This window comes from Sphingomonas sp. CBMAI 2297, assembly GCF_029870595.1.
Classification (GTDB): domain Bacteria; phylum Pseudomonadota; class Alphaproteobacteria; order Sphingomonadales; family Sphingomonadaceae; genus Sphingomonas.
Genome location: NZ_JAPDIR010000001.1, coordinates 512,887 through 531,290 on the forward strand (window position 1 = coordinate 512,887; position 18,404 = coordinate 531,290).

18 protein-coding genes are annotated in these 18,404 nt (G+C 68.8%); 8 read left to right on the forward strand and 10 right to left on the reverse strand.

Annotated elements, in window-relative coordinates; genetic code table 11:
* Window positions 1-9: 9 nt before the first annotated feature.
* Window positions 10-639 (forward strand): TIGR02117 family protein, encoded by a 630-nt coding sequence (locus OMP43_RS02595; protein WP_280278035.1) that lies wholly within the window; start codon window positions 10-12, stop codon window positions 637-639.
* Window positions 636-1,346, forward strand: a complete 711-nt coding sequence (locus OMP43_RS02600; protein WP_280278036.1) for an alpha/beta hydrolase — start codon at window positions 636-638, stop codon at window positions 1,344-1,346. The genes OMP43_RS02595 and OMP43_RS02600 overlap by 4 nt, the downstream gene beginning before the upstream one ends.
* Before the next feature lie 4 nt (window positions 1,347-1,350).
* On the opposite strand, the gene OMP43_RS02605 is transcribed toward OMP43_RS02600, so the two are convergent.
* From OMP43_RS02605 to OMP43_RS02620, 4 genes are read right to left on the reverse strand one after another with little or no spacing between them, the layout of a single operon-like run.
* On the reverse strand, window positions 1,351-1,650 hold the full coding sequence (locus OMP43_RS02605; RefSeq protein WP_280278038.1) for a putative quinol monooxygenase: 300 nt from the start codon (window positions 1,648-1,650) through the stop codon (window positions 1,351-1,353).
* A 7-nt stretch (window positions 1,651-1,657) separates the two neighbouring features.
* Entirely contained in the window at window positions 1,658-2,287 is a 630-nt protein-coding gene (locus tag OMP43_RS02610; RefSeq protein WP_280278039.1) for a hypothetical protein, read from the reverse strand.
* A gap of 8 nt (window positions 2,288-2,295) precedes the next feature.
* Window positions 2,296-2,652: a GntR family transcriptional regulator gene (locus OMP43_RS02615; protein WP_280278040.1), complete on the reverse strand. Its 357-nt coding sequence runs from the start codon at window positions 2,650-2,652 to the stop codon at window positions 2,296-2,298.
* Between the two features lie 18 nt (window positions 2,653-2,670).
* On the reverse strand, window positions 2,671-3,270 hold the full coding sequence (locus OMP43_RS02620) for a nitroreductase (RefSeq protein ID WP_280278042.1): 600 nt from the start codon (window positions 3,268-3,270) through the stop codon (window positions 2,671-2,673).
* A gap of 132 nt (window positions 3,271-3,402) precedes the next feature.
* On the opposite strand from OMP43_RS02620, the gene OMP43_RS02625 reads away from it, so the two are divergent.
* Complete coding sequence (locus OMP43_RS02625) at window positions 3,403-3,675, forward strand: hypothetical protein (RefSeq protein ID WP_280278044.1); 273 nt, start codon at window positions 3,403-3,405, stop codon at window positions 3,673-3,675.
* A gap of 156 nt (window positions 3,676-3,831) precedes the next feature.
* The gene (locus tag OMP43_RS02630; protein ID WP_280278046.1) at window positions 3,832-5,628 is read left to right on the forward strand and encodes a peptide MFS transporter; all 1,797 of its coding nucleotides are present in this window, start codon (window positions 3,832-3,834) and stop codon (window positions 5,626-5,628) included.
* 697 nt (window positions 5,629-6,325) lie between these two features.
* On the opposite strand, the gene OMP43_RS02635 is transcribed toward OMP43_RS02630, so the two are convergent.
* The 4 genes from OMP43_RS02635 to acs form a co-directional block, all read right to left on the reverse strand.
* Complete coding sequence (locus OMP43_RS02635) at window positions 6,326-6,997, reverse strand: spermidine synthase (protein ID WP_280278047.1); 672 nt, start codon at window positions 6,995-6,997, stop codon at window positions 6,326-6,328.
* Between the two features lie 295 nt (window positions 6,998-7,292).
* Window positions 7,293-9,323, reverse strand: a complete 2,031-nt coding sequence (locus OMP43_RS02640; protein WP_280278049.1) for a M13 family metallopeptidase — start codon at window positions 9,321-9,323, stop codon at window positions 7,293-7,295.
* A gap of 68 nt (window positions 9,324-9,391) precedes the next feature.
* On the reverse strand, window positions 9,392-9,910 hold the full coding sequence (locus OMP43_RS02645; RefSeq protein WP_280278050.1) for an O-acetyl-ADP-ribose deacetylase: 519 nt from the start codon (window positions 9,908-9,910) through the stop codon (window positions 9,392-9,394).
* Complete coding sequence (acs, locus tag OMP43_RS02650; protein ID WP_280278051.1) at window positions 9,907-11,850, reverse strand: acetate--CoA ligase; 1,944 nt, start codon at window positions 11,848-11,850, stop codon at window positions 9,907-9,909. The genes OMP43_RS02645 and acs overlap by 4 nt, the downstream gene beginning before the upstream one ends.
* A 157-nt stretch (window positions 11,851-12,007) precedes the next feature.
* Between acs and OMP43_RS02655 the strand changes: the two genes are divergently transcribed.
* Genes OMP43_RS02655 through OMP43_RS02670 form a run of 4 tightly spaced genes read left to right on the forward strand, consistent with a single transcriptional unit; the run spans window position 12,008 to window position 16,820 of the window.
* Window positions 12,008-13,483: an efflux transporter outer membrane subunit gene (locus OMP43_RS02655; RefSeq protein WP_280278052.1), complete on the forward strand. Its 1,476-nt coding sequence runs from the start codon at window positions 12,008-12,010 to the stop codon at window positions 13,481-13,483.
* A complete protein-coding gene (locus tag OMP43_RS02660) occupies window positions 13,473-14,900 on the forward strand; it encodes an efflux RND transporter periplasmic adaptor subunit (protein ID WP_280278054.1) in 1,428 nt (475 codons plus the stop codon). Before OMP43_RS02655 ends, OMP43_RS02660 begins: the two co-directional genes overlap by 11 nt.
* Entirely contained in the window at window positions 14,887-15,612 is a 726-nt protein-coding gene (locus OMP43_RS02665) for an ABC transporter ATP-binding protein (RefSeq protein WP_280278055.1), read from the forward strand. Before OMP43_RS02660 ends, OMP43_RS02665 begins: the two co-directional genes overlap by 14 nt.
* On the forward strand, window positions 15,612-16,820 hold the full coding sequence (locus OMP43_RS02670) for an ABC transporter permease (protein ID WP_280278057.1): 1,209 nt from the start codon (window positions 15,612-15,614) through the stop codon (window positions 16,818-16,820). The genes OMP43_RS02665 and OMP43_RS02670 overlap by 1 nt, the downstream gene beginning before the upstream one ends.
* Here the strand turns inward: OMP43_RS02670 and OMP43_RS02675 are convergent.
* Window positions 16,789-17,436, reverse strand: a complete 648-nt coding sequence (locus tag OMP43_RS02675) for a nucleotidyltransferase family protein (RefSeq protein ID WP_280278058.1) — start codon at window positions 17,434-17,436, stop codon at window positions 16,789-16,791. The genes OMP43_RS02670 and OMP43_RS02675 overlap by 32 nt on opposite strands.
* Window positions 17,423-18,334, reverse strand: coding sequence for an XdhC family protein (locus OMP43_RS02680; protein WP_280278059.1), 912 nt, complete (start codon window positions 18,332-18,334; stop codon window positions 17,423-17,425). The genes OMP43_RS02675 and OMP43_RS02680 overlap by 14 nt, the downstream gene beginning before the upstream one ends.
* Between the last annotated feature and the right edge of the window lie 70 nt (window positions 18,335-18,404).

Here is an 18,404-nt window from a genome sequence, read left to right on the forward strand (position 1 = left end):
CGGGCGTTGATGCGGATATCGATACGGCTGATCGGAGTGCTGGTGCTGCCGGTGGCGCTCTATCTCGTGGCCGCGGCGCTGGGCGCGGGGTTCGCCGCGAATGGCGGGCGGGCGCCGCCGGCCACGGGCGTGCGCATCTATGTCGCCGACAATGGCGCGCATACCGATCTGATCCTGCCCGCCGCCGCGTTCCGCGACATTGCCCGGCCCGAGCATCTGGGCGATCCCCGCTACGGCGCCGAGCCCTATCTCGCCATCGGCTGGGGCAATCGGGACTTCTACCTCCACACCGCCCGCTGGCGCGACATCGATCCCTGGCGTACCGCCAAGGCGCTGGCCGGCATGGGATCGACTGTGGTCCATGTCGCCCATGTGCCCGCGCCGCGCGTGGACGGATCGGTGCGCGCGGTGCTGCTGCGGCCCGAGGAATATCGCCGGCTGGTTGCCTATGTCCGGGGCAGCTTCGCCGCGGGGCCGGTGGTGCGCGGCTATGGCGCGCGCGACGCCTTCTATTCGGCCAAGGGCGGCTATAGCGCGCTTCGCACCTGCAACGAATGGACCGGCCGGGGCCTGCGCGCGGCGGGCGTGCGGATGGGCATATGGACGCCGCTGCCCTGGGGAGTAATGCTGTGGCTATGATCCCGCAAACCGCCACCGAGCCGCCGCCCCGCCTTGCCTTCGCGCTCGAGCCGGCCCGCGCCGCGCTCACCCTGGCGGAGCTCGCCCGTTTCCGCATCGCCGGGCTGCCGCGGGGAGATGGCCGGCCGGTGCTGGTCTCGCCCGGCCTGGGCAACACCGATCGCTCCAACTTCGTGCTGCGCGGCATGCTGCGCCGGCTCGGCTATCGCCCCTATCCCTGGCGGCTCGGCCGCAATTTCGGCGTGCGCAGCGTGGGGCCCGAGTGCGAGAAGCTGATCGCCCGGGTCGAGGAGATCGAGCGCGAGACCGGCGGGAAGGTTACGCTGATCGGCGTTTCGCTCGGCGGGGTGATGAGCCGCATCGTCGCGCATCGCCGTCCCGATCTGGTCCGCGCCGTCCTCACCGTCAGCGCGCCTTTCGCCGGCCCGCCCGGCGCCACCAACGTATGGCGCGCCTTCCAGGCGCTCACCGGCGAGAGGATCGCCGATCCCGCCGTGACTCGCCGGCTGGAGGAAGCGGCGCGGCCGCTCCCGATGCCGTCGGCCGCGATCTGGAGCCGCAGCGACGGGTTCGTGAACGGGCTGATCTGCCGGGAGGGCGAGGGCGCCGAATGCCGGGCGGTCGAGGTGCGCAGCAGCCACCTGTTCGTCCAGATGAAGCCGCAGGTGCTCCGCGCCGTGGCGGAGATATTGGGAAGCTGGGACTGAACACCTAGGCCGGCCTGCCGCCATCCGCCTCGAACAGGGTCAGATCGCGATCGCCGATGCCGAGCCCGGGCCAGGCGGCCCGCCATGCCCGGATGTGCGGGCTGGTCCCGTGCGCCGCCAGCGTCGCATGGTCCGCCCAATGCTCCGTCACATGGATCAGCCCGGGATCGAACACGTCCTCGCCATAGCTGTAGTGGAGGCAGCCGGCCTCGACGCGGCTGGCCGCGACCATCGCCGCCATCGCCTGCCGCGCGGCATGGAGATTGGCGGGGGGCAGCCGGAAGGTGCCGGTGATGATCAGCATGGGCCGCCTATGCCGTCCGGCCGCGCGGCCAGCAGAGGAGAAGGAGCAGCGCTGCCGCCGCATGGCTGGCGAGGATCGCGGCGGGCACGCCGTTCCATACCGGCTCGGCGGGCAGCAGCGCGCCCATCAGCATGCGCTTGAAGAACAGGTCCCACAGCATCGGCAGCACGAGCAGGGCCGCGAAGCCCGCCATCCGGTGACGGCGGGGCAGCCGGCGCCAGGCAAGGAGGAGCGGCGGCAGCGCGAGCGCCACGGTGAGCGCCAGCATCGCGGGAAAGCCGAGGGCATCGCCGAACAGCGCCCTGCCGATGATCCGCTCGTCGCCGCCGCCCGTCGCCACGGTGACGATGCGCGCGAGCGGCAGGTTGGCGAAGATCAGGAACAGGCCCAGCGGACCGCGCAGCGCGGCGCCCGCATAGATCAGCAGCCAGCTGAGCGCCGGCCCGGCCAGCGCCGCGATCCAGGCGGCCGAAGCCGGGCAGGCATCGGGCAGGGTGAAGCTGGCCAGCGTCATGCCGCCCCAGGCACCGCAGACGACGCGGCCGGCGAGATGATGGGCCAGTTCGTGCGCGCCGAGGCAGAGCCACGAAAGCGCGGCGAGGAACGGCAGCGCGCGGGCGCCGGGCCAGCGGGACATGGCCCGGCTCAGGCGGTTTCGCGGTCGAACAATTCCCGGGCGTCGAGGCCGAGTAGCGCGATATGCTCCTTCACGCGCGGCCAATAGCCGGTGAGGAAGCGCTCGCGCTCGGCGATCCGCAGCTTCTCCACCGCGCCCGGCAGCACGAACATGCCGACGCCGCGACGCACCTCGACATAGCCGTCGTCCTGGAAGCTCTGATAGGCCTTGGCCACCGTGAGCGGATTCGCGCCGTGCTCGGCCGCCAGCGCGCGCACCGACGGAAGCTGATCCCCTGCCCGGTATTGCCCGCGCAGGATCGCCGCGGCGATGCTGGCGCGCAGCTTGAGGTAGACCGGGCTGTCCTCATGCTCTAGCGCTGTCATGCTGCGATAATACACCAATCAGGCGTCGGGTCCATACCCCGGATTCCACGTATGTACGATTTCGGACAGTAGGGGCCGCGGGCGCTCCTCCAGCGGCAGGGCGGGGGTGCCGATGAAGACGAATCCGGCGATCTTCTGCGGTGCGTTCCCGAACAGGTCGCGCACCGCGTCCGAATAGGCGGCCCAGCCGGTGATCCAGGCGCCGGCGAAGCCCATGGCGTGCGCGGCGTGGAGCAGGTTCATGCAGGCGGCGCCCGCGGAGAGCTCCTGCTCCCAGGCCGGGATCTTGTGCGGCACCACGGGCGCGGAGAGCACCACCACCAGCGCGGGCGCCTGGCTGGCGAACTGAAGCGCCGCCTCCTCGTCGCGTGCCGTGCAGTCGGGCTTCTCGCTACGCAATATCGCGACGAGCCGCTCGCCCAGCGCGGCCCGCGCCGCCGGGGGCACGATCACGAAGCGCCAGGGGAAGAGCTTGCCATGATCGGGCGTGCGTGCGGCGATCCCGATCATCGCCTCGAGCTGCTCGGGGCGGGGCCCGGGCCCGGCCATGTCGCGCGGCTTGCCCGAGCGGCGGGTGCGGAGGAGCGAGAGCGGGGTGGAGGTGTCGTTGAAGGCCATGGGGCGCATCTAGGGTCGGCTTGCGGGCGCGCCAAGCCGTGGAGTGCGATCGAAACGGTGGTAAAACGATTCGACTGCCCAATGGTTCGGCGGGAAGCTCGCCGCCGGAAGCCGGTATCGAGGAGGAAGGGCATGACCGAGGGCGAGGCGCTGGTTGCGGATCCGCGTTATCCGCAGGCCGGCAGGATCAAGGCCGTCACCTGGCTGGACGCAACCTCGGGCGTGATCACTCTCAATGGACCGCTCAGGACGCCATATCGGCAATTCGCGATAGCGGCCACCGTCTTTGCCGTCAGCAGGGCCAGCAGCGGTGCCAGACGGTTCGAGTTCTCCTATAGCGGCGGGCGATCGCCGGATCACATTCGCGGCCTGCTGAAGGTGGGCGCCACCATCGTGCTCCAATAGAGCGGGCTCGCATGTCAGCGCGTTGCTCCGATGCGCGCCGTCCGGGGATGCTGCGCACAACGGCCCATGCTTTACAGCCGCTTCATTCCGTCTAGTTTGGCCGCCCATGCGCCGGGTCCATGACCCGGAACCGATATCTAAAGGGCAATAAACCGCATGGTCGAAACTCCAACCGCCGACAGTCCGGCAGAACCGGACATCACCCACGTCAATCCCGCCGCGGAGAAGACGTGGTTCGGGCATCCCCGTCAGCTGGCGCGCATGTTCACCACCGAGATGTGGGAGCGCTTCGGCTATTACGGCATGCGCGCGCTGCTGACGCTCTACCTCACGCAGCATTTCATGTTCGGCGACCGCGAGGCGACCGGCCTTTATGGCGGCTATACCGCCCTCGTCTATCTCACCCCGCTGATCGGCGGCTATCTGGCCGACCAGTATCTGGGCTCGAAGCGTGCGGTGAAGTTCGGCGCGATCATCATGTCGCTCGGCTATCTGATCCTCTGCTTCGGCGGGCCCACCGCCAAGCCGCATGCGACGATCGACGGCCAGCGCTACGAAGTCTCGATCGGCAAGTCGGCGGAGGGCAAGGAAGTCCGCTACGTAGTCGACGGCGCGAAGAAGCTCGAGATCAAGGGCAATGACGACGGCACCGTCGACCTGCTCGATGCAGGCGCCGTCGCCCGCAAGGTCGAGAAGGGCAGCTTCGAATCCGGCGCGGACCGCAACGCCTTCTACGTGATGGTGATGCTGATCGCGCTGTCGATGGTGTCGGTGGGCAACGGCTTCTTCAAGCCGAACATCTCCACCATGGTCGGCGAACTCTACGAGCAGGGCGACCGACGACGCGACAGCGGCTTCACCATCTTCTACATGGGCATCAACACCGGCTCGCTCTTCTCGCAGATCCTCTGCCCCTGGCTCGCCGTGGCCTATGGCTGGAGCTGGGGCTTCGGCCTTGCCGCGATCGGCATGATGATCTCCTGGGCGCTGATCCAGTTCAACGGCGGCAAGCTCGACGGCTATGGCGAGCCGCCGGCCAAGCCGGGCGTGAACGCGCAGCAATGGATCATCTATGCGGTGGCGCTCTGCGTCGTGCCGCTCTTCTACCTGCTCTACGTCAACCTGATGCACTCGGCCGCGCCCGCCGCGGGTTCCGGCTTCCTCGGCTATGTCGCGTCGCTGCCGCTGATGGGCAAGCTGCTGTTCGGCTCGTTCCTGCTCGGCGTGCCGGCGATCCTGGTCTGGTCGTTCCTCGCGGGCAGCAGGACCGAGTTCCAGATGATGCTGGCGGCGATGGTGCTGATCGTCTTCAACGTGGTGTTCTGGACGCTGTTCGAGCAGGCGGGCTCGTCGCTCACCCTGTTCGCGGACCGCAACACCGATCTCTCCGTGTTCGGGCTGTTCACCATCACCGCGGGCCAGACCCAGTTCTTCAACGCGGCTTTCATCGTGCTGCTCGCGCCGTTCATGTCGATGCTGTGGACCGCGCTGGCGAAGCGCGGGCTGGAGCCGTCGATCCCGGTCAAGTTCGGCATCGCGCTGATCGGCGTGGCGGCGGGCTTCCTGCTGCTCGTCTGGGGTTCCCGCTATGCCGATGCCAATTTCCAGGTGGGCATCTGGTGGCTGGCCGGCCTCTATTTCATCCACTCTTTCGCCGAGCTGTGCATCTCGCCGGTCGGCCTGTCGATGATCACCAAGCTGTCGATCGCGCGCGTGGTCGGGCTGATGATGGGCGTGTGGTTCCTGTCGATCTCGGTGGCGCAATATTTCGCCGGCGTGATCGCGCAGTTCGCCAGCGTCGACACGGTGGGTGGCCAGGTGACCAACCTCAAGACCAGCCTCACCGTCTATGTCGACGTGTTCACCACCATCTCGATCGCGGCGATCCTCCTCGGCGTGCTGCTCCTGCTGCTGAGCTGGCCGCTGAAATACTGGATGCACGGCGTGAAATAAGCGCCGCGCATTCCGCGCAAAGGAAAAGGGCCCGCGCATGAGCGCAAACGAAAAGGGGGAGCGGCGACGCTCCCCCTTTTTGCGTGTGCTGGCGGCGCCCGGTCAGGCGGCGAGGCGCAGCTCGACCTGCTCGTCGGCGACGGGGCGGGGCGCCGGAACGGCGACCGGCAGCGTGACTTCGCGGCGAGCGGCGAGGAAGAGCGAGATAAGCGAGAACATCGTGAAACCCTCATGCGTGCATGCTTTGCTGCGATGCAGCATCGAGCAAATGGGTCAGGGTTGCGCTTTGCGCAACTGCAATGGGTTGGGGAGTGAGTTGCAGGAAGTGCAACCATCTCTCCTTCGGCATGCTGAACTCGTTTCAGCATCCAACGCGCGATGGGCGGGGCGCTTGCGCTTCGTGCCTGTCGCTTGCCGATAGCTGGACCCCGAAACAAGTTGGCGCTTATCCCCTTGGGCCAAGGACACCCCATTCCGTCATCCCCGCGAAGGCGGGGATCCAGGGCCAGGCGCGGCACAGGTGCAAGGAATTCCCGGCACTTCCGGAGAGCGTTCGCGCGGTGGCGCCGATATCCCGTAACTACCCTGGATCCCCGCCTGCGCGGGGATGACGGCGATCGGGCACTCCTTGTCTTTACGGGATAAGCGCCAACTTGTTTCAGGGCGACGGGGGAGCGGGGGATCCCGTCTGGCTTCGTTACCGCTTCCGCCCGAACCAGATCACGTGCCGCGGCCCCTTGCCGTTGCTGCGCGCGCGGACCGCGACTTCCTCCACCTGGAAGCCGGTATCCTTCATGCGCCGGGCAAAGGCGTTGTCGGGCGCGGCGGACCAGACCGCCAGCACGCCGCCGGGCCTGAGCGCCTCCCATTGCTTCTGCAGCCCGCGCGGCGAATAGAGCCGGTCGTTGGCGTCGCGGGTCAGCCCGTCCGGGCCGTTGTCGACGTCGAGCAGGATCGCGTCATACGTCGCGCGCGCGCGGCCGATCACCGCGGCGACGTCGTCGAGCACCACGTCGACGCGCGGATCGTCGAGGCAGCCGGCGGCCAGCTCGGCCATCGGCCCCTTCGCCCATGCGATGATCTCCGGCACCAGCTCGGCGACGGTCAGCCTGGCGTCCGGGCCCAGCGCCGCCTGCGCCGCGCGCAGGGTGAAGCCCATCCCATAGCCGCCGATCAGCAGATGCGGCGCCGCGCCGTCGAGCCGTTCGCAGCTCATCACCGCCAGCGCTTCCTCCGAGCCGCTCATCCGGCTCGACATCAGCTCGTTGCGATCGAGCACGATCATGAAGTCGCGCCCGCGGCGGAACAGGCGCAGCGCCTCGCCCCCGCCGGGGACGATCGCGGTGTCGATGAGTTCGCGTGGAGTCATGCGCCCCTTTGCCGCGCCCGGCCATGCGGTTGCAATGTAGGATTTCGTCCGATCTGCTGTCGGCGGCCGGCGCGCTGCCCGGCCGCTCTTTGAAGCCGTTGGAAAGATAGGATCAGCCGCGCGCAACGATATTGCGCCGGCACCCGGGCCGCCGCGCTCGCCATATGTCGGGACCTTTCGTGACTTTCCGCCGCCCGGGGCGCGCCGTTGCCCGAGTCGCGGGAACGCGCATGTAGGAAAACGAAAACGGCCCGGCATCGCTGCCGGGCCGTTTCCTTCGGCGAAGCCCGAGGGCTTACCAGATGTGCACGCGCTGCGCGGGCGCGAGATACAGCTTGTCGCCCGGCTGGATGTTGAACGCCTTGTACCAGGCATCGACGTTGCGGACGATGCCGTTGACGCGGAACATCGCCGGCGAGTGCGGGTCGGTCAGCGCCAGCTGGCGGGCGGTGCCCTCGCGCAGCTTGGTCTGCCAGGCCTGGGCATAGGCCAGGAAGAAGCGCTGGTCGCCGGTCAGCCCGCCGATCACCGGCGCCTTGCCATGCTCGGCCTGATAGCGCTGATAGGCGCCGTACGCCGCCTCGACGCCGCCCAGGTCGCCGATATTCTCGCCCAGCGTCAGCGCGCCCTGCACATGGGTGCCCGGCACGGCCTCATAGGCGTCATATTGAGTCGAGAGCGCCTTGGTGCGGTCGCCGAACGCCTTCTTGGCGCCGTCGGTCCACCAGTTCTCGAACTTGCCCGTGGGGCCGAACTGGCTGCCCTGGTCGTCGAAGCCATGGCCCATCTCATGGCCGATGATCGCGCCGATCGCGCCATAGTTCACGGCCGCATCGGCATTGGGATCGAAGAAGGGCGGCTGCAGGATCGCGGCCGGGAAGGTGATCTGGTTGGAGAGCGGGTTGTAATAGGCGTTCACCGTCTGCGGAGTCATGTCCCACAGGGTGCGGTCGACCGGCTTGGGGAAGCGCGACAGCTCGAGTTCGTGCTGGAACTCGCCCGAACGCATCGCATTGCCGAGCAGGTCGCCGCGGACGACCTTGAACGACGAATAGTCGATATACTTGTCCGGATGGCCGATGCGCGGCTCGAAGGCGGCAAGCTTGGCGAGCGCCTTCTGCTTGGTCCCCTCGTCCATCCAGGTCGAGGCGGCGATGCGCTCCTTGTACGAGGCGCGCAGATTCTCGATCAGCTCGGCCATCTGCTTCTCGGCCGCGGGCGGATAATATTTCGAGACGTAGATTGCGCCGACCGCCTCGCCGAGCGCGCCGTTGACCAGCTGCACGCCGCGCTTCCAGCGCTCGCGCTGCACCTTCACGCCCGACAGCGTCTGCGAATAGAAGGCGAAGCGGGTGTCGTCGAAGGCCTTGGGCAGGAACTGCGCATGATCGCTGACGAAGCGATAGGCGAGATAGTCCTTCCAGGCCTGGAGCGGGGTGGCGGTCATCAGCTTGCCGAGGGCGGTGACGGCGGTGTTCTGCGTCATCAGCACCTTGGGCGAGCTCTCGAGACCGGCGGTCTTGAGCATCAGCGCCCAGTTGAAGTCGGGCGCCTTGGCCTTGAGGCCGGCCAGCGTCTGCGGGTCGTTGAGCTTGGCGATGTCGCGGCTCTCGGCCGGCGACCACTGGACCTTGGCCATCGCGGTCTCGAGCGCGACGATCGCATCGGCCTTGGCGGCGGCATCGGGGATGCCCGCCAGCTCCTGGATCTTCTGGACATAGGCGCGATAGGCCTTGCGGAAGGCATCGTATTTCTCGCCTTCGAGCAGGTAATAGTCGCGCGGCATGCCCAGGCCGCCCTGGCCGGTGACCGCGGTGTAATGCGTCGGATCGGCAAGGTCGGGGATGATCCCCAGCTCGACCGGCGAGGCATAGCCGACGGTGGCGAACAGCACCTGCAGCGCGTCGAGGTCCTTCACGCCGTTGATCCTGGCGAGATAGGGCTTGAGCGGCGCGGTGCCGAGCTTCTCGATGCCGGCCTCGTCCATCCAGCTGGCGTAGAAATCGCCGACCTGCCTGCCCGAGGCGCCATAGGCCGAGGGGTTCTTCGCCATGTCGTCGAGGATCGCGCGGACATTCGCCTCGGCCTCGATCGAGAGCAGCGTGCCGAAGCCGGCCGAGGCGCGATCCGCGGCGATCTCGACGCGGTCGTTCCAGCCGCCGTTCGCGAAGGTCCAGAAATCGTCGCCCGGCTTCACGCTCGGCTTCTGCGCGGAAAGGTCGACGCCGAAGCTGCCATATTTCGGCTTGGCGGTCTGCGCCATCGCCGGCGAGACGGCGAGCAGTGCCACGCCGGCGGCCAGACGCACCATGTTGCTGATCTTCATGTTGAGGATTCCCCCGAAAGACTGTGTTAGCCGGATGTAACGCCGGGTAGTTACACTCGCAACGGGTTTCAGCTTCGCAATTCCTGTTCGTAGGCGGCCGTGATCTCGGCGCCGAACGTGGCGAAGATCAGCTGGAGCCCAGGGTCCTCGGCCAGCGCCCGGCGCGCCTCGGCCACGGCGATCCTTGTCGCCGCCGCGATCGGATAGCCATAGACGCCGCAGCTGATCGCCGGGAAGGCGAGCGTGCGGAAACCATGGGCGCGGGCGATCTCGAAGCAGCGGCGATAGCAGCTGGCGAGCAGTTCGGGCTCGCCCTTGCCGCCGCCTTGCCAGACCGGGCCGACGGTGTGGATGATGTGCCGGGCGGGGAGGCGATAGCCCTTGGTGAGCTTGGCGTCGCCGGTCTTGCAGCCGCCGAGCGACCGCAGCTTGCGGCACTCGTCGAGCAGTTCGGGCCCGGCCGCACGGTGGATCGCGCCGTCCACGCCCCCGCCGCCGAGCAGCGACGTGTTGGCGGCGTTGACGATCGCATCCACGTCGAGGCGGGTGATGTCCCCCGCGACGATCCGGATGCGATCCCCGCTCATCCCACCCGGTTCTTCACCAGGTCGTCGACCACCGAGGGATCGGCGAGCGTCGAGGTGTCGCCCAGCGACGAGACGTCGCCCTCGGCGATCTTGCGCAGGATGCGGCGCATGATCTTGCCCGAGCGGGTCTTGGGCAGGCCCGGCGCGAACTGGAGCGCGTCGGGCGTCGCGATCGGGCCGATCTCGGTGCGGACCCATTTGATCAGCTCGGCGCGCAGGGCATCGTCGGCGGTGCAGTTCGCGTTGAGGGTGACATAGGCATAGATGCCCTGGCCCTTGATGTCGTGCGGCATGCCGACCACCGCGGCCTCCGCCACCTTGGGGTGGAGCACCAGCGCGCTCTCCACCTCGGCGGTGCCCATGCGATGGCCCGAGACGTTGATCACGTCGTCGACCCGGCCGGTGATCCAGTAATAGCCGTCCTCATCGCGGCGGCAGCCGTCGCCGGTGAAATACTTGCCGCGATAGGTGGTGAAATAGGTCTGGAAGAAGCGCGCATGATCGCCCCAGACGGTGCGCATCTGGCCCGGCCAGCTGCGCGCGATGACGAGGTTGCCCTCGGTCGCGCCGTGCAGGACATTGCCTTCGCCGTCGACGATCTGCGGGTCGACGCCGGGGAAGGGGCGGGTGGCCGAGCCGGGCTTGAGCGGAGTCGCGCCGGGCAGCGGGGTGATCATGTGGCCGCCGGTCTCGGTCTGCCACCAGGTGTCGACGATCGGGCAGCGGCCCTCGCCGACCACGTCGTAATACCAGCGCCACGCCTCGGGATTGATCGGCTCGCCGACCGTGCCGAGCAGCTTGAGCGACTTGCGCGAGGTGGCGGTGACATATTGGTCGCCCTCGCGCATCAGCGCGCGCAGCGCGGTGGGGGCGGTGTAGAGGATCTCGACCTTGTGCCGGTCGACCACTTGCCAGATGCGGCTGGCATCGGGCCAGCTGGGCACGCCTTCGAACATCAGCGTGGTGCCGCCGTTGGCGAGCGGACCATAGACGATATAGCTGTGCCCGGTGACCCAGCCGATATCGGCCGCGCACCAATAGATCTGGCCGGGGCGATAGTCGAAGACCAGCTCGTGCGTCAGGCTGGCCCAGAGCAGATAGCCGCCCGACGAGTGGAGCACGCCCTTGGGCTTGCCGGTCGAGCCCGAGGTATAGAGGATGAACAGCGGGTCCTCGGCGCCCATCGGCTCGGCGGGGCAGTCGGCCGGCACCTCCGCGGCGGCGGCGTGATACCAGACGTCGCGGCCTTCCTGCATCGGCACGTCGCCGCCGGTGGCCCGCACCACGATCACCTTCTCGAGGCAGCGGACATGCTGGGCGGCCGCATCGACATTGGTCTTGAGCGGCACCTTCTTGCCGCCGCGCCGGCCCTCGTCGGCGGTGATCACCACGGCGGAGTCGCAGTCGGTGATGCGGCCCGCCAGCGCTTCCGGGGAAAAGCCGCCGAACACGACCGAATGGATCGCGCCGATCCGCGCGCAGGCCAGCAGCGCGAACGCCGCCTCGGGGATCATCGGCATGTAGATGGTGACGCGGTCGCCCTTGCGGACGCCCTGCGCCTTCAGCACATTGGCGAAGCGGCAGACCTCGGCATGGAGCTGGCGATAGGTGTAGCGCCGCGGCGCCTCCTCCGGCGCGTCCGGCTCCCAGATGATGGCGACCGCGTCGCCGCGCTTCGCCAGATGCCGGTCGACGCAGTTCGCCGCGACGTTCAGCTTGCCGTCCGCGAACCAGTTGATCCGGAAATCGCTTTCGTCGAACGACCAGTCGCCGGCGATCTCCGGGCGCTTGATCCAGTCCAGCCGGCGCGACTGCTCGAGCCAGAAGCTGCCCGGATCGGCGAGGCTCATGCCGTAGAGCTTTTCATAGCCTTCAGCATCCACCCGGGCGCCGCGCGCCCAGCTTTCCGGTACGGGGTGGACGCTGACGGTATCGCTCATCGCTACGGGCTCCTCATTTTATTGGCGTCTCTCTGCCCAAGCGCGGGCGCCGCGCCAAGCGCAGAATATGTTTCCGCGCATGATCCGGCATGAACCACGACAGACTGCGACAATATTCTTCTGGAACCGAAACGGCTTTGGAAACATCTAGAGTGCCATGGCCAATCGACTGCTGACCCCGAGCATCCTGCTCGCCCTGTCGCTGTCCGCCTGCGCGGTGGGCCCGGACTATCATCCGCGCGCCGCGAGCGAGCTGGGCGTGCCGGACGGCTGGTCCGTCTCCGCCGAGCAGAAGGCCCGGGAAGACCTGAGCCAGTGGTGGACGCAGTTCGACGATCCGATGCTGGCCGGCCTGGTGCAACGCGCCCAGGCGGCTAATCTCGACGTGGCCCAGGCCGTCGTGCGGCTCCGCCAGGCGCGCGAGTCGCTGGTCCAGCAGCGCGCGAACCTGCTCCCGAGCCTCAGCGTCTCCGGCGGCGTGTCGCGCAGCGAGCCGCTGCGCGGCGGCTCCAGCACCACGACATTGCCCGACGGCACGGTGACGAGCTTCTCGCAGGGCGGCGCGACCAGCTTCTCGCTCGGCGCCGATGCGAATTATCAGGTCGACCTGTTCGGCGGAGTGCGCCGCGGGGTGGAAGGCGCGCAGGCATCCTATGCGGCCAGCGGCTATGACCTCGCGACCGTGCTGATCTCCGCGGAGGCCGAGACGGCGCGCAACTATGTCCTGGCGCGCGTGGCCCAGGCGCAGATCGCCAATGCGCGCGACAGCCTGGGCATCGCGGACGACAATCTCCAGATCGCCGGCTGGCGCCTGCAGGCCGGCCTGGTCTCGTCGCTCGACCAGGAGCAGGCGCGGGCGAGCCGGGCGCAGCTTGCCGCATCGATCCCGACGCTCGAGGCGAGCTACAACAGCTATGTCTCGCGCCTGGGCGTGCTGACCGGCCAGGCGCCGGGCGCGCTCAAGGCCGAGATGGAGGCGGTGAAGCCGATCCCCACCGGCCCCGCCAGCGTCGCCGCCGGCATCCCCGCCGACACGCTGCGCCAGCGGCCGGACGTGCGGGCCGCGGAGCGCAACCTCGCCGCCGCCACCGCGAACATCGGCGTCGCCGCCGCCCAGCTCTACCCCCAGCTCTCGATCGGCGGCAGCATCGATGCGGGCAGCACCGCGCTCTCGTCGATCTTCGACGTGATCACCGGCCGGCTCTTCGCCAATATCGCCCAGACGCTCTTCGACGGCGGCCGCCGCGCCAGCCAGGTCCGCGCGTCCGAAGCCGCCGCGGACGGCGCGTTCCTCGCCTACAAATCGACCGTGCTGACCAGCCTCGAGGATATCGAGAATGCGATCGTCGCGCTGCAGACGGCGCAGCGCCGCCAGCGGGAATTCGCGGTCGCGCTGGAAGCGTCGAGCAATCAGGCGCTGCTCGCCCGCATGCAATATCGCTCGGGCCTGACCGATTTCACTACGCTCAACCAGGCCGAATCCGCGCTGATCTCCGCGCGCAACGGCGTCGTCTCGGCGCGGTCGGACGCGGCGACGGCGCTGATCCAGCTCTACCAGGCGCTGGGCGGCGGCTGGGACCCGAGCACCACTCCCACCGTTCCCACGACAGGCGGCACCGCGAATGGCAACTGATCCCCACCAGAATCTCGACGCCTTTCTGGGCACGCCCCCGCGCCCCTGGTGGCGGCGCTGGCTCAAATGGGGCCTGGCCGGCATCGTCGTCCTGCTGGCGGCGCTGCTCCTGTGGCACTTCTTCGGCAGCAGCAGCGAAGTCAAATACGCGACCGACGATGTCGCGCGCGGCAACCTGACCGTCACCGTCTCCGCCACCGGCAAGCTGGCGCCGACCAACCAGGTGACCGTGGGCTCGCAGCTGTCGGGCCAGGTCATCAAGGTGCTGGCCGACGTCAACGACCGGGTCACCGCCGGCCAGCCGCTGGCGCTGATCGATCCGTCGCAGTTCGACGACCAGGTGAAGCAGGCCGAGGCGACGCTCGCGGCCAACATCGCCGCCGTGGGTCAGGCGCGGGCGACGCTGGAGCAGAACAACGCCACGCTGGCGCGCTTCCAGGAAGTCAGCCGGCTCTCGGGCGGCAAGGTGCCGGCCAAGACCGAGATGGACGGCGCGATCGGCGATCGCAACCGCGCGCTGGCCAATCTGAATGCGGCCAATGCCAATGTGACGTCGGCCCGCGCCCAGCTGTCCTCGGCGCAGACCCAGCGCACGCGCGCGATCATCCGCTCGCCCGTGACCGGCGTGATCCTGGCGCGCCAGGTCGATCCCGGCCAGACCGTCGCCGCCTCGTTCAACACGCCGACGCTGTTCGTGATCGCGCAGGACCTGTCGCAGATGAAGCTGGAAGTGGCGATCGACGAAGCCGATGTGGGCCAGGTGCGCGAGGGGCAGGACGCGACCTTCACCGTCGACGCCTTTCCGGGCAAGACCTTCCCGGCGAAGATCACGCGCGTCGAGGTGGGCTCCAACCTGTCGGTGCAGGACGCGAGTTCCTCGTCCTCGTCATCGACTTCCAGCACCACCGCGAACCAGGTCGTGTCCTATGCCGCCGATCTGTCGGTCGCCAATGCGGACGAGCAGCTGCGCCCCGGCATGACTGCGACGGCGGACATCGTGACGATGTCGCGCCAGAACGTGCTGCTCGTGCCCAATGCGGCATTGCGCTTCACGCCGGCCGCGGCCCCCCAGGGCGCGAGCGGCAGCAGCGCCAAGGGCGGCATCGCCGGGGCGCTGGTCCCCGGCCGGCCGCGGCGCGGCGGCCAGCAGCAGAAGACGGCGACCAGCGATCGCGCTGGCGAGCGGAGCGTCTATATCCTGGGGGCCGACGGCAAGCCGCAGGAAGTGCCGGTCACGACCGGCAGCACCGACGGCACCGTGACCGAGATCACCGGGGGCAATCTGAAGCCCGGCGACAAGGTGATCACCGGCCAGCTCGCCGATGGCAGCTCGGGCCAGCGCCGCTCCGGCGGGCAGCGGCGGCAGGGTGGCGGCCAGGGCGGCGGCGGTGGCGGAGGCCAGCGTGGCGGACAGTGACGCACCGCTGATCCGCCTGCGCGGCGTCACCAAGAGCTATGGCGAGGGGGCGACGCAGTTCCAGGCGCTGAAGGGCATCGACCTCGACATCCAGGCCGGCGACTTCGTCGCGGTGATGGGCCCGTCGGGCTCGGGCAAGTCGACGACGATGAACATCCTGGGCTGCCTCGACGTGCCGTCGAGCGGCGAGTTCCTGTTCAAGGGCGTCCATGTCGAGAAGCTGGAGCGGGACCAGCGTGCGCTGCTGCGGCGCAAATATCTCGGCTTCGTCTTCCAGGGCTTCAACCTGCTCGCCCGCACCAGCGCGCTCGAGAATGTCGAGCTGCCGCTGCTCTATCGCGGCGATGGCAAGCAGCAGCGCCGCGAGACGGCGATGGCGGCGCTCGACAAGGTCGGGCTCAAGGAGTGGTGGGACCATACCCCCGCCGAGCTCTCGGGCGGCCAGCAGCAGCGCGTCGCCATCGCCCGGGCGATCGTCACCAGCCCCGACGTGCTGCTCGCCGACGAGCCCACCGGCAATCTCGATTCGGAGCGTTCGGTGGAGATCATGGAGCTGCTCACCGATCTCAACAGGACGAGCGGCATCACCGTGCTGATGGTCACGCACGAGCCGGACATGGCGGCGTTCGCGCACACCATCGTCCATTTCAAGGACGGGCTGGTCGAGCGGGTCGAGGACCAGCATCGCCAGGGCGAGGCGGTGGGGCACTGATGTTCGGCACCACCTTCATCCTCGCGATCCGATCGATCCTGCGCCACAAGCTGCGCTCGTTCCTGACGACGCTCGGCATCATCATCGGCGTCGCCGCGGTCGTCACCATGGTGACGCTGGGCAAGGCGACCACGGCGGCGGTGCAGCAGCAGATCTCGGCGCTCGGCACCAACATTCTCCAGATCCGTCCGGGCCAGGGCTTCGGCCGCGGCGGCGGCGGCCCGCGCCCGCCCGATTTCAAGGCGGACGACGTCACCGCGATCCGCGACCAGGTCGCCGGCGTCACCGCGGTCGCCCCCCAGGCGCAGACCACCGCGACCGTGATCTACAACGGCGCCAACTGGTCGACGACGGTCAACGGCACCACCAACGCCTATTTCCAGGTCCAGCCCTGGCCGCTGGTCGAGGGTCGCTACTGGACGCGGCCCGAGGAACAGGCGGGCAAGGCGGTGTGCATCATCGGCACCACGATCCGGACCAACCTGTTCCGCGGCGGCAGCGCCGTGGGCGACCGAATCCGAGTCAACGGCATCTCGTGCGACGTGATCGGCGTGCTCCAGACGCGCGGCCAGGCCGGGTTCGGCGGCGACCAGGACGATGTGATCATCATGCCGATCAAGCAGGTGCAGCGCCGCTTCACCGGCAATCCCGACGTGCGCCTGATGCTGGTCGGCACCGACCCCGATTACGACAGCGCCCAGGTCCAGTCCTCGATCACCGACCTGCTGCGCGAGCGCCGCAACATCACCGGCGGCAAGGATGTCGACTTCAACATCTTCGACACTGCCCAGATCAGCCAGGCATTGACCAGCACCACCACGCTGCTCACCCAGATCGTCGCGGCGGTGGCGATGATCAGCCTCATCGTGGGCGGGATCGGCATCATGAACATCATGCTGGTGTCCGTGACCGAGCGGACGCGCGAGATCGGCATCCGCCTGGCCATCGGCGCGGTGGCGAGCGAGGTGCTGATGCAGTTCCTGGTCGAGGCGGTGGTGCTGTCGATGCTGGGCGGCGTCATCGGCCTGCTGATCGCCCAGTTCGCGGTCGCGCTGATGGCGTGGCTGGGGTCGCTGCCCTTTCTGTTCGACGTGCAGATCAACGTGATCGCCTTCGCGATCTCGGCGATCATCGGCGTGGTGTTCGGCTATTTCCCGGCACGCCGCGCGGCCAGCCTCAATCCGATCGACGCGCTTCGTCACGAGTGACGGGCGCGGACGGCTGCCCGGGCAGGCCATCGGTACGCAGCCCGTAGCGCTCGCGCAGCGCGCGCAGATCCTCCTGCGTGTCGATGTCGACCAGTTCGGCGGGCGGGGCGATGACGTGATGGCCGCGCCGGATCAGGTCGCGCGCGCCGTGATCGCCCTCCAGCTTCATCAGCGCGGGGAACATGTCCTTGCCGAACAGGGCGGGCGGCATGGGCTGCACGCCGTCCGAGGAAGCGACGATCGTCGCCGGGCCGTCGGCGGCGTCCATCAGCCGGTGGACATGGGCGGCGGTGACGCGCGGCATGTCGGCGAGCGCGACGAGCACCGCCGCGCAGCCCAGTTCCTGCGCCCGCGCCACCCCGAAGCCGAGCGAGCGCGCCTGGCCGAGCGCGGGATCGGGATTCTCGACCACGTCATAGCCCAGGGCGGCGAAGTCGAGCGTGGTGGCGGACACGACGGCGATCCGCGCCTGGAAGGGCACGCGCTCCAGTGCCGTCACCACATGATAGGCGAGCGGCTTGTCCAGGAATGTCTCGGCGAGCTTGTCGCCGTCGTTGAAGCGGCGGGAGTGGCCGGCGGCGAGCAGGATCAGCGCGGTCTGTTCAGGCGTGAGCATGGAAGGTCTTCACCATGGCTGCGGCGATGGAAAGGGCGATCTCGGCGGGGCCGATCGCGCCGATGGCCAGGCCGGCCGGCCCCTGGATCCGGTCGAGATCGGCGGGCCCGACCCCGGCGGCGGCGAGCCGTTCGAGGCGCGCGGCATGGCTCCTGCGCGAGCCCAGCGCGGCGACATAGCCGGTCGGGAAACCCAGCGCCGCGACCAGCGCCGCGTCGTCGATCTTCGGGTCGTGGCTCAGCGTCACCACCGCCGTCGCCGGATCGGGGCGGAGAGCCGTCACGGCTTCATCGGGCCAGCGGTCGTCGAGCATCACGCCGGGAAAACGCTCGGGCGTCAAAAATCTCCCGCGCGGATCGATGACATGGGCGCGGATGCCGATCTCGCGGGCAAGGCCGGCCAGCGACTGGGCGATCTGCACGGCGCCCACGATCAGCAGGCGGCGCGGCGGATCGTAGCGATTGCGGAAACCGCCGGCGCCCTGCATCGACCGGCCGGTGGCAAGGTCGGTGCCGATATCGAACGGCACGCCGTCCGCCCGCGCCGCGTCGATCGCATCGAACAGCCCGGGCGGGAAACCCTCCGCCGAAACCGGCTGGACCAGCACCGCGATCTCGCCGCCACAAGGCAGGCCCACTTCCCAGGCGGCTGGATCGGCGACGCCATATTGCCTCACCACCGCGGGCGCGCCGGCGATCACCTCGGCGGCGGTCTGGAGGATGTCGGCCTCCACGCAGCCGCCCGAGACCGAGCCTTCGAACCGCCCGTCACGGTGGACGAGCATATGGCTTCCGGGCGGCCGGGGCGCCGATCCCCAGGTCGAGACGACCGTGGCCAGCGCCAGCGGCTCGCCTTTCCAGGCGCGGGCCGCCGCGAGCACGCTGTCGTTATCCGCCATATCGCCTCGCAACCGTCACATCCCGAGCCTAGGCCAATTTCGTAGCGAAGGGAGAGTTTCGTGACGAGAT

Coding starts and splice junctions, on each gene's coding strand:
- OMP43_RS02645 (WP_280278050.1), bottom strand. CDS start 9,910: ATGAGCGGGGATCGCATCCGGATCGTCGCGGGGGACATCACCCGCCTC.
- OMP43_RS02625 (WP_280278044.1), top strand. CDS start 3,403: ATGACCGAGGGCGAGGCGCTGGTTGCGGATCCGCGTTATCCGCAGGCC.
- OMP43_RS02630 (WP_280278046.1), top strand. CDS start 3,832: ATGGTCGAAACTCCAACCGCCGACAGTCCGGCAGAACCGGACATCACC.
- OMP43_RS02670 (WP_280278057.1), top strand. CDS start 15,612: ATGTTCGGCACCACCTTCATCCTCGCGATCCGATCGATCCTGCGCCAC.
- OMP43_RS02655 (WP_280278052.1), top strand. CDS start 12,008: ATGGCCAATCGACTGCTGACCCCGAGCATCCTGCTCGCCCTGTCGCTG.
- OMP43_RS02600 (WP_280278036.1), top strand. CDS start 636: ATGATCCCGCAAACCGCCACCGAGCCGCCGCCCCGCCTTGCCTTCGCG.
- OMP43_RS02640 (WP_280278049.1), bottom strand. CDS start 9,323: ATGAAGATCAGCAACATGGTGCGTCTGGCCGCCGGCGTGGCACTGCTC.
- OMP43_RS02605 (WP_280278038.1), bottom strand. CDS start 1,650: ATGCTGATCATCACCGGCACCTTCCGGCTGCCCCCCGCCAATCTCCAT.
- OMP43_RS02675 (WP_280278058.1), bottom strand. CDS start 17,436: ATGCTCACGCCTGAACAGACCGCGCTGATCCTGCTCGCCGCCGGCCAC.
- OMP43_RS02660 (WP_280278054.1), top strand. CDS start 13,473: ATGGCAACTGATCCCCACCAGAATCTCGACGCCTTTCTGGGCACGCCC.
- OMP43_RS02615 (WP_280278040.1), bottom strand. CDS start 2,652: ATGACAGCGCTAGAGCATGAGGACAGCCCGGTCTACCTCAAGCTGCGC.
- OMP43_RS02595 (WP_280278035.1), top strand. CDS start 10: ATGCGGATATCGATACGGCTGATCGGAGTGCTGGTGCTGCCGGTGGCG.
- OMP43_RS02620 (WP_280278042.1), bottom strand. CDS start 3,270: ATGGCCTTCAACGACACCTCCACCCCGCTCTCGCTCCTCCGCACCCGC.
- OMP43_RS02680 (WP_280278059.1), bottom strand. CDS start 18,334: ATGGCGGATAACGACAGCGTGCTCGCGGCGGCCCGCGCCTGGAAAGGC.
- acs (WP_280278051.1), bottom strand. CDS start 11,850: ATGAGCGATACCGTCAGCGTCCACCCCGTACCGGAAAGCTGGGCGCGC.
- OMP43_RS02610 (WP_280278039.1), bottom strand. CDS start 2,287: ATGTCCCGCTGGCCCGGCGCCCGCGCGCTGCCGTTCCTCGCCGCGCTT.
- OMP43_RS02635 (WP_280278047.1), bottom strand. CDS start 6,997: ATGACTCCACGCGAACTCATCGACACCGCGATCGTCCCCGGCGGGGGC.